Source organism: Streptomyces sp. NPDC039430 (genome assembly GCF_055639435.1).
On sequence record NZ_JBVKAK010000009.1, the window covers coordinates 426,805 to 436,979 of the forward strand.

At 69.5% G+C, this 10,175-nt stretch carries 5 protein-coding genes; 1 reads left to right on the top strand and 4 read right to left on the bottom strand.

Annotated features, from left to right (window positions below; genetic code table 11):
- Positions 1–13: 13 nt before the first annotated feature.
- The 3 genes from ACZ7LS_RS24390 to ACZ7LS_RS24400 form a co-directional block, all read right to left on the bottom strand.
- Positions 14–1,324: a cytochrome P450 gene (locus tag ACZ7LS_RS24390; RefSeq protein WP_385136122.1), complete on the bottom strand. Its 1,311-nt coding sequence runs from the start codon at positions 1,322–1,324 to the stop codon at positions 14–16.
- 255 nt (positions 1,325–1,579) lie between these two features.
- The gene (locus ACZ7LS_RS24395) at positions 1,580–6,820 is read right to left on the bottom strand and encodes a type I polyketide synthase (RefSeq protein WP_382525279.1); all 5,241 of its coding nucleotides are present in this window, start codon (positions 6,818–6,820) and stop codon (positions 1,580–1,582) included.
- Positions 6,821–6,845: 25 nt separating this feature from the next.
- Positions 6,846–7,109, bottom strand: a complete 264-nt coding sequence (locus tag ACZ7LS_RS24400) for a DUF5988 family protein (protein ID WP_385319441.1) — start codon at positions 7,107–7,109, stop codon at positions 6,846–6,848.
- An 819-nt stretch (positions 7,110–7,928) separates the two neighbouring features.
- Between ACZ7LS_RS24400 and ACZ7LS_RS24405 the strand changes: the two genes are divergently transcribed.
- The gene (locus tag ACZ7LS_RS24405) at positions 7,929–8,783 is read left to right on the top strand and encodes a hypothetical protein (RefSeq protein ID WP_385136119.1); all 855 of its coding nucleotides are present in this window, start codon (positions 7,929–7,931) and stop codon (positions 8,781–8,783) included.
- 393 nt (positions 8,784–9,176) lie between these two features.
- Here the strand turns inward: ACZ7LS_RS24405 and ACZ7LS_RS24410 are convergent, their stop codons facing one another.
- A complete protein-coding gene (locus tag ACZ7LS_RS24410) occupies positions 9,177–10,034 on the bottom strand; it encodes a Vgb family protein (RefSeq protein WP_385136117.1) in 858 nt (285 codons plus the stop codon).
- Between the last annotated feature and the right edge of the window lie 141 nt (positions 10,035–10,175).

The window sequence follows — 10,175 nt, forward strand, 5'->3', positions numbered from 1 at the left end:
AGAGCGGGGATGCTCATCGGTGCTCCTCGCCGGACAGGGGACCGACGGGGTCGTTCCGAGTAAGACGGACCGGGAGGCTTTTGAAGCCCCCGGTGAAGGTTGTCGCTATGAGTCGGGGTGCGCCGATGACTTCGATGGTCCTGATCCTGGGAAGGAGTTCGGCGTAGAACGCGCAGATTTCCATGTGAGCCAACCTGGCGCCCAAACAGGCGTGGACTCCATGGCCGAAGGACAGATGCGGATTCGGGTTGCGGGTGGCATCGAAGGTTTCGGGCTCGTCGAAGACCGCCTCGTCATGATTGGCCGAGACGTAGGAGAGGAATACCGCGTCGCCTTGGCGGATGGTTGTGCCGTGCAGCTCGTAGTCGCGGGCGGCGGTGCGCATGAACCCCTTGAAAGGGGCTGTGACGCGGATCATCTCCTGAGCGGCGTGCGGGAGCAGGTCGGGCCGGGACCGCAGAAGGCGGAGCTGCTCGGGGTGGCGGGCCAGGGCGAGCAGGCCGCCGGCGATGCCGGCGGAGGTGGTGTCATGACCGCCGGTGGAGATCACGGCGTAGTAGGAGAGGGTGTCACCCCAGGACAGAGGTCGACCGTCGATGCGGGCGTTGGCGATCACGGAGGCCAGGTCGTCGGTGGGGTGGGCGCGCCGGTCCCTGGCGATTTTGCGGAAATACGTGAACAGGTCGAACAGGACCGCCGGCTGGGCGAAGGGGCCGGCGTTGCGCTGCTGTTCCGGGTCGTCGGTCCCCAGGAGTTGCTGAGTCAGGGACAGCAGGCGGGGTGAATCACCCTGGGGCAAGCCGAGCATGGACAGGAGGACCGCCAGCGGGAAGCGGGCAGCCGGGTGCTGGGCGAAGTCCCCCGTGAATCCCCTGAATCCGGTGAATCCAATGTCTTCGCCGGGGCCGATGAGCGCGTCGATATGGTGCCTGGCGAGGGAAGCGATGTCAGCTTCCAGTTGATGCATCATCTTCGGCCGGAACCAGTCGGCGCTGATCTTACGGAAGGCCAGGTGGCGGGGGCCGTCCATCTGAACCAGCATGTTGAGCCCCAGGAGACGCCGGGTCCATTGGGTGGTCCGGTCACGCGCCGAGGACATCAGCATGGCCCGGGGGGAATTGAGAAATACGTCGTGGCGGTGCTCGATCTCCCGGATGTCGGCGTGGCGGGTGATGGCCCAGAACGGCCGGTAGCCCGGTGCGGCGCACCAGTGAACCGGGTCCTTGTGGCGCAGCAGGGCCAGCGCCTCGTACAGGGACGGCTCGTCGGTGTAGGCAGCCGGGTCCGTCAGTGCCAGACCCGCCTGTCGCAGAGTGATGGTCACGGAATTCCTCCTCGGTTCGAACGAGCGAATGCACAGGGAGTGAAGGGCGGAGCGCGCGGCCGGGAGGCGGGAACAGGAACTCCGGCCGGGAGCCCGGAGCAGGGGCTTCCGCGGTGCCCGGCGAGCGGATGGCGCCGCAGGCCGCGGGGTGCGAGGCGGTTGTTTCTCCGCGGCTCGCGGAAGCCAACTGCTCGTCGGGGGCGGGGGCGGGGGCGGGGGTGTGAGCGAGGGCGTGAGCGAGCGGACTGTGTGCTTTTACTTCGCTTCGGCGGGCCCTGTGAGGCCCATATGGTCGAGGAGCCAGTCGGTGAGTGCCGCCGCGCTCGGTTTGACCCAGATCACTCCGGGTTTCATTTCTGTCTTCAGGGCTCGTTGGAGGTGTTGTTGGAGCTGTACCGCTCCGAGGGAGTCGAGGCCCAGAGCGACCAAGCTGCTGTGCGGGCCGATATGGCGGTCAGTGCCGCCCAGGAGGTCGCGTACGGCCGTCATGATGAGGGTCTCCAGGATTTCGCGGCGTCCCTGTTCCCCTTCGGCCGCCAGGAGCTGTTCGCGTACTGCGGAGGCGTCATCCTGATCCGGGTCGGATTCGGTGAGCAGGGAGGCGAACAGGGTGGAGCCGCGCAGCGCCGGATAGGGAGCGATCCACTGGGCGATGTCCAACGGGGAGTAGCCGATGTGCTGGTAGCCGGCGGTCAGGATGCGTTCCAGCGCGTCGATGCCGTTTGCCGGGGTGATGGTGAGAAAGCCACGCTCGGCAAGATGCTGTCCGCGACCGACCTCGCTCCACGCCCCCCAATGGATTCCGGTGGCGGGCAGGCCGAGGGCGACGCGATGGGCGACCAGCCCGTCGAGAAAGCCGTTGGCGGCGGCGTAGGCGCTTTGGCCGGGCGAACCGGTCAGGGAGGCGATGGAGGAGTAAAGAACGAAGAAGTCGAGTGCGAGGTCTTGGGTCGCACGGTGCAGAGACCAGGCTCCCGCGGCTTTGCCCTGCCAGACGCGCTCCAGCAGGCGGGGGTCGAGGCCGGCGAGGGTGGTGTCCTCGACGACACCTGCGGCGTGCAGGACTCCGCGCAGTTCGAGCCCGCCGGCCTGTGCCGCGGTCACCGCTCGTGCGGCGGTGACGGGGGCGGAGATATCTCCCTGGATCAGGTCGATCGAGGTGTGCGGGGTACGCAGTGCGTTCAGTGTCGCTCGGGTCCGGGCGCTGGGTGCGGAGCGGCCGCTGATGACGATCCGGCCCGCGCCGCGTCGCGCGAGCCATTGGACGGTGAGCAGGCCGAGTCCGCCCAGACCTCCGGTGACCAGATAGGCGGCTCCGGGACGTATGAGGGGTTCGGGGCGGGTCCTCGGCGGCTCCTTGAGGTCCGGGCCGGGAGTGATCCGGGCGACGGAGCGTTCACCGGGCCGCAGTGCGATTTCCGTGACCGGCTGCGCCGTATCGAGGAGTTCCGCCAGGAGTTCCCCGTACGGAGTCTCGTGAGTGAACTCCAATACGCTGGGGGCCAGTTCGGGATGCTCGTACGCCACCGACCGTATGAGGCCCCGGATCGCGCCCGCGGCCGGAGCGCTCGGTGTGGGCATCACCGCCCACACCCGCGGTGGCCGCTCCAGCCGGGTCAGGCTCTGGATGAGCCTGACGGTATGGGCTACCAGATCGCGTGCCTGCTCAGCGGCCCCGGCGCGGGCCTCTTCCAGGTCAAGGGCGAGGATGATGCCGGTTGAACCCGCCAGGACCGTCTCGTCGGTCAGCGCGGTGGTCATCGGCAGCAGGCGACAGTCGGCGCTCTGGTCCTTGAGTTCCTGAGCCAGCTCCGCGGGCCAGGCGGCCTGCTGGTGCGTGAGGACCTGCCACCGGCCGTCCGTCGCACGGTGGCGGTCGCCGGCCGCCTCCTGTGGTTGCCGGCCAAGGTGGCACAGGCGGGTGGCGAACCGTTCGGCGGGCGGGGTGATGTTGCTGACGCGCAGGCCGCGGATCTCGGCCAGGACCGTGCCATCGGCGGCGGCCAGCCGGGCGGACGCGGCACAGCCGAGGTCGTCGGCCCGGTGCAGGCGGATGGCGGCAAGACGGGTGTGCGCGGTGTTGCCGTGGACCCGTACCTCGTCGATGCCGGCGACCACCACCGGGCCCGGCGTCAGGACGTAATGGGCCAGCCACGCCGAGACGGCACTCTGCACCACCTGGTCCGCCAGCGCGGGGTGCAGCAGCATCGTCCAGGCCGACACCCGGGCGGACTCGTGCGTTCGCATCATGGCCAGAGCCAGGTCCTGGGTGGGGTGCACCAGAACGCGGTCGATCGCGGCGAAGGCCGGGCCGTGGAAGACGTTGTGCCGTTCGCGGAAGGTACGGTGCAGCGCGGAGGGGTCGCTGTCCTGCCAGTCCTCAGGGTTGCGCTCGGCGCGGGTCAGCGGGGCGGGGCGGTCACCCTCCGGCAGCGGACGCACTGTGCCACGGGCGTGCACGGTCACCTCGCCGTCGGTCACCGAGACAATCTCGACCCGTGCGTCGTCGCGGCGGCCGTCGCGGACGAACCGGGTGGTGACCACGGGTTCCGGTTCCAGGACCAGCGGGCTCACGACGTTCACGTCGCGGACGGCGACGGCATCCGTGCCGAATGCCTGCCTGGCAGCTCCGAGCATCATCTCCACTGCCCCGGTACCGGGCAGCACGGGCACGCCGGCCACCTTGTGATCGGCCAGCCAGGGGAGCCGTTCCGGACCGATGGGGCTCTGCCACAGATGGCGCTCCGGGTCCTCTGGATCATGTACGTGTCCGCCGAGCAAGGGGTGCTGGCCGGCCGCGGGAAGCTGCGGAGCGACGAGTTGGTACGGCCGTTCGTCCCCACCATGGCGGGTGCGGTGCCAGGCGGTGGTGGGCAGTTCGACCAACTCGCCCTGGTCGTAGCGGGTGGCGAACCGGGTCCCGTCATACCCGGCGCAGTGCACGGCTGCCAGATGGGTCAGGAAGGCGTCCATGTCGTCGGTGCCCTGGCGCAGGGTACCGACCGCTACGGCGTCGGTGACGCCGTCCGCGCGGGCGGTGTCCAGGACGGGGCGGACCGCGAGCGGGTGGGCTGTGCACTCGATGAACAACCGGTGCCCGGCGGCGAGCGCCGCGGAGACCGAGGCCTGAAAGCGCACCGTCCCACGCTGGTTGTTCGCCCAGTACGTGGCATCCAGCGGACCGGGCACGGACGGGTTCTCGCTCACCGTGGAGAAGAAGCCGCGGCCCGGCTCGGTGGCGGGCAGATCGCGCAGTACGGTGCGCAGCTCTGCCAGAATGGGGTCGACCTGCGGCGAGTGCGAGGCCACATCGACGTCGATCATCCTGGCGGGGATGCCGGCCGCCTCCCACGCCCGGACGAGTCCGGCGATCTGCGCGGCGTCCCCGGAGACGACGGTGCTCCGCGGCGAGGTGAGCACACCCAGCGCCACCCCCTCGGCGCCGGCGGTCGTGATCGCGGCCTGGACCTCGGCCGCGCCCAGCATCACCGAGGCCATCGCCCCGCCGGAGATCGTGGCCAGCAGCGCGGAGCGGCGGCAGATGACCTTCGCCCCGTCCTCGGGACTGAGTGCTTTGGACACGACCGCGGCGGCCACCTCGCCCAGGGACTGGCCGATCACCGCGGCGGGTTCGATACCCCAGGACCGCCACAGCGCCGCGAGTGCGACCTGGACCGCGAAGAGCACCGGCTGAATCCTGTCGATGCCGACGGGCTGTTCGGGCTTGGTGATCATCTCCCGGAGCGAGAAGCCGGCTTCGGCTTGGATCAGCGGCTCCAGTTCGTCGAGTGCGGCCGCGAATACCGGTTCGGTGGCCAGCAGCCCCCGGCACATACCGGGGCGCTGGGAGCCCTGGCCGGTGAACACGAACACCGGTCCGGCATGTTCCGGTGGCAGCACCGGTACCCCGGTGGTCACCCCATCGGTATGTTCCCCGGCGGCGACAGCCCGGACCCGCGTGGCCAATTCCTGGTGATCACGGGCGACCACACCGGCCCGGTGGTCCGCGTGCGAGCGGTGCAGGGCGAGGGTGTGCGCCACATCCTTCAGCGCGAGGGACCGGCCCTCCTCGCTCTCCGCCCAAGCTCCCAGGCGTACGGCACCAGCGGTCAGCGACGGGGAGGAGTTGGCCGAGAGCAGAAACAGCCTGGCCTGATCCTCCCGCTGCCGGGCAGCGTGTGTGGTGCGGCGTTGTGGAGTCCTCGGTGCGGACTCGACAACGGCATGCACGTTCGTACCCGTCACCCCGTAGGAACAGACCGCCGCCAGCCGTGGCGCGTCCCGCACCGGCCACTTCGTCAGCTCGGTCGGCACGAACAGCCGTGAGTCCTCGTCCCGGGGGATGGAGGGATTCCACTCTTGGAAGTCGTGGTTGGGCGGAATGGCGCCGCGCCTCAGGCACTCCACCACCTTGATCATTCCCGCGATCCCCGATACCGGCTCGCTGTGACCGATGTTGGTCTTGATCGACCCCAGCGCGCACCGTCCCCGGCCCCGTCCGTAGACCGCGTTGATCGACGTGTACTCAATGGGGTCACCTACCGCTGTGCCCGGCCCGTGCGCCTCGACCAGGCCCACGTCCCCCGGATCGATCCCGGCCTTGTCCACCGCCCGGCGGAACACTTCCTGCTGCATCTGTGTGGACGGGGCGGTCAGCCGGCTGGCCTGCCCGTCGTTGTTGACCGCGCTGCCCCTGATCACCGCCAGCACCCGGTCACCGTCCCGCTGTGCATCGCTCAACCGCCTCAACAGCAGCACGCCCGCGCCCTCTCCGCGCACATAGCCGTCCGCACGTGCGTCGAAGGCGTGGCATGCCCCGCGCTCGGAAAGCAGCAGCGGTGCCTCGTAGAAGTGCGTCTCCGGTGAGAGCATCAGCAGCACACCGCCCGCCAGCGCCGCATCGCACTCGCCCAGGGCCAGCGCCCCGCACGCCGTGTCCAGTGCGACCAGTCCTGAGGAGCAGTGCGTACTGACCACCATCACCGGGCCGCGCAGATCCATCGCGAACGCCACTCGTCCCGCCGCCCCGGCGGTGAAATTCCCGAACAAGTACGGGCTGTTCGGAGCGTCCTGGACCGGCCGCGCCTCACGGAAGAGATTGTCCGGGGCGTAGGTGCCCATATAGACCCCGGTCCGCGAGCCGCGCATCCGGTCCATCGGAATGCCCGCGTGTTCCACCGCTTCCCACGCCACTTCCATCAGCAGCCGGAACTGCGGGTCCACCCATCGACGCTCCACCGGGGCCACCGAGAACGCCTCCGGCTCCCAGGCCCACACATCACCGTCCAGGAAGCATCCGTACCCGGCCCGGGCGGCCAGGCCCGGATCGTGAATCGCCGCCAGACCCGCGGCTTCCCAGCGGCCGGCGGGTACCGGGCCTGCCATCTGCCGTCCCTCGGCGGCCAGCCTCCACAGCCCTCCCGACGACTCCACGCCCCCGGGAAAGCGGCAGCCCATACCCACAATTGCGACCGGTTCTGCGTTCGATGCCGACATGGCACATTCTCCTTTCTGTTCCGCGCTATTCCGCGATCGCGGTGCTGTAGACGAACCGGAAGACCGGCACCTGCTGCCCGTTCACCAGCTCTGTCTCCGCGGTGGCCTCAAAGCGCTGGTGCTGCCCGTAAAAGGCCACAACGACCCTCGAAGCGTCAGCGGCGTCAGCAGCGTCATCCGGCAGCCGGTACAGACGGGGCAGCTCCGGCGGGCCACCCCGCAACGCCACCATCCGCCCCGGGCGTATCCCGGTCTCGCGAGCCATGTGCCCGCCTGTGTCGGTACACATCTCACCGGCCTCCAGTGCCGACTTCTGCACGGACAAACGGGGCGGGAAAGACCGCCATGTGAAGGCCGGGCACCGGTACGGCACCGACACGTGAAACCGGGGGCATCAGCAGTTCCTCACTGTCGAGGGACACCGCGCGAACCCGGGCCGCCCCGGTGGTGCACCGGGATTGAGCGGCCGATCCGAGCGGGTAACCATTTGTCAGTAGATCCCCCAGATCGGCCCCGTAGTAAGGGCTTTGGCGCCCGGGTGTGCTGCGCGTGCTCCCCCTATGCGCCCTTGTGAAAGGCGCGGCTCCCAGGCGAGCCTGGCCGGGCTGAGAGTGGGGAAGAGGTGTCCCGGCAACGCAACACACAGCTCGCGCGGCTTCTTGAGGAGGCGGGCTGGAACACGGCCCAACTCGCTCACGCCATCTCGTCAGTGGCCTCCGAACACGGCCACGACCTGCTCGTATACCGCTCGACAGTGACGCGATGGCTTGCCGGAAGCCATCCTCGTCCCCCTGCGCCCGCATACATCTTGGAGGCGTTGGCGCGCCGCCTGGGCAGACCACTCGCCAGCGAAGACGCCGGCCTGACCCGAGCTCCCCCACGTATTCCGGACTGGTCCTGGGAGGCGAACCCCGTGCACCATCTGGCCAAGCTCACCAACAGTCAGCTGGACCCCGGCCGAGGAAAACTCCTGGGGGTTGATGTCTACAGCCTCGCCGCACTCACGGTTCCACCATGGGAGGAGTTGCTCTCACGTCGCACGCCCCACCGTGCCGGCATCGTGCCGGGACGCCGTGTCGGCCGCGTAGAGGTTGAGGCCCTGCGGAGCATGACGGCCTTCTTCGCGGCCTCGATCGGATCCTTCGGCGGCGGGCACGCCCGCACCGCACTCACCACCTACCTGGCCGACGACGTCACCCCCTGGCTGCTCTCCGGCGCTGGCGAGCGGATCCACGGACAACTGCTCACGCACGCGGCACAGCTCACCATCCTCCTGGGCAACATGTCCGCCGACGACGGCGCCGTCGCCCTCGCCCAGCATTACCACCGCACCGCCGCCCATCTGGCCGCCGAAGCCGAGGACCCGCACACCCACACCATCGCCCTTCGAGCCCTCGCCTCCCACGCACTGGAACTTGGCCACCAGCGGCCCGCACTCACGCTGGCGCAGCAAGCCGCCGGCACAGCGGCCCGGTACTCCTCAGAACTGACCCAGTCCTTCACGCAGACCCAACTGGCCCTGGCCCACGCACACGCCGGCGACCGCCCCCGGGCACTTCTTGCCCTCCACAGCGCTGAACTCCTCCACAGCCGCGCCGATCAGGACCCAGCCGATCCCTTCGACAGCTACCCGACCGCGGCTCTGCACCACCAGCGGGCCCGAACACTGACCGCCCTCGGGGACCACCGGGCGGCCGGCCACGCCTTCCAAGCCTCGCTACGCGCCCGCGCCCCACAGGCACGGCGGGGCAGGGCACTGACCACAGCCCTCTTGGCCACATCACAACTTCGCCAAGGCAACCTGGAAGAGTCCCTCACCACCTGGAAACGGTTCCTCGGCGACTACCCAGGTCTCCGCTCGGCCCGTGCCACGGACTCCCTCACCACCATGCGCCAGGTGCTGCGCCCCTACAGGGACCGCCCCGGCGTAGCACTCCTGATCGAGGAAGCCGCGTCCCTGTAAGGCAGGGGCACAGCGGCCGGAGCCGCGTATCCGGTCTGCCGGCGCGCCGGCAGACCGACGAACCGGATCGGGCTGTTGAAGCAGTCCAGAGGCGTCGCGTCGCGACGCGGTACGGCAAAACGCCGTCCGATACGAAGCCGCCATCCGGCTCACCTTGATCCGACAGGCGCTGCGACTCCATGACGGGCCCGGGAATCAGGCCGGTCACCTCTGTCCGGTCACCTCTGTCCGGTCACCCCTGTCCGGTCATCCCGGCCCGGTCCCTCACAGCCATGCGTCCCTTCGGCAAGGAGCCGATGTGCACACTGCTTACATCGGCGGGCATCAGGACTCGCCGGCGGGCGGCGGCGGTCGAGTACGGCCGGTTCGGCGATCAGGCGCGGGCGGCGGGAATCAGCGCTGCGGGACCAGGTTGGCGATCTTCCAGAGCGAGCCCGTGCCGGTCACCTGGGTCGTGTAGGCGTTGCCGTTCCGGTCCAGCTCGAAGGCGAAGAAGTTGAGGCCGCGCACACTGGCTACCTGCGTGCCCACGCCCGTGTCCGGGTTGAGGCGCGTGACCTCGTTGCCGACGGCGAAGTAGACCTGGCCGTCCGCCGCCACGGAGATGGACGTGGGCTCGTAGAACTGGGTGGCGACAGTTCTCGTCGCCCCGGTGGTGAGGTCCGTCCGCAGGATCCGGCCCGTGAACATGTCGGCGGTGTAGGCGCCGCCGCGTCCGTCCAGCGCGATGCCCTGGGACAGGCCGAGGCCGGACGCGACGACACGTACAGTGCCGCTCTCCTGCACCTCGTACAGCTTGCCGCTGCCACCGGTCGCGTAGATGGTGGTGCCGCTGTGGGCGATGGCGTGCAGCGCGCCGAGCCCGGAGGCGAGTAGGCGCTGTCGGCCGGTGGCCAGATCGACCTCGCGCAGATTGCCGTCGAAGTCTCCGACGTACGCGCTGCCGGTGCCGTCGAGGGCGATGCCGCGCAGATTGCCCAGGCCCGCGGCGACCGTGGAGCGCGCGCCGGTCACGAGATTCACCGTGCGCAGTTCGCCGTTCTGGTACGTGAGGTAGGCGTTGTCGCCTGTGCCGTACGCGGCGTCGACGGGCTCGCCGAGGCCGGTCACCAGGCTCGTGCAGGAGGACGAGGGGCAGGTGATCACGGGCACGGCGGCCGCCGAAGCGGATGTTCCCGCCAAGCCCGCGACGGTCAGCGCCGTCAGGAGTACGGCTGCGGTACGGGTGCGCCAGGAGGCGGCAGAAGTCACGGCGAGTTCTCCCATCGAGTACGGACGGATCCGGCCCGGGCCCGCCCCGGCCCCGAGGGGGGCCGGGATACTTCTCGTCAAGAAACACGGCAGGCGTCCCTTTCCCCGCCAAAAACCCCGTCTAAACACCCCCCCCACCGT

Coding starts and splice junctions, on each gene's coding strand:
- ACZ7LS_RS24400 (WP_385319441.1), bottom strand. CDS start 7,109: ATGTGTACCGACACAGGCGGGCACATGGCTCGCGAGACCGGGATACGC.
- ACZ7LS_RS24395 (WP_382525279.1), bottom strand. CDS start 6,820: ATGTCGGCATCGAACGCAGAACCGGTCGCAATTGTGGGTATGGGCTGC.
- ACZ7LS_RS24405 (WP_385136119.1), top strand. CDS start 7,929: ATGACGGCCTTCTTCGCGGCCTCGATCGGATCCTTCGGCGGCGGGCAC.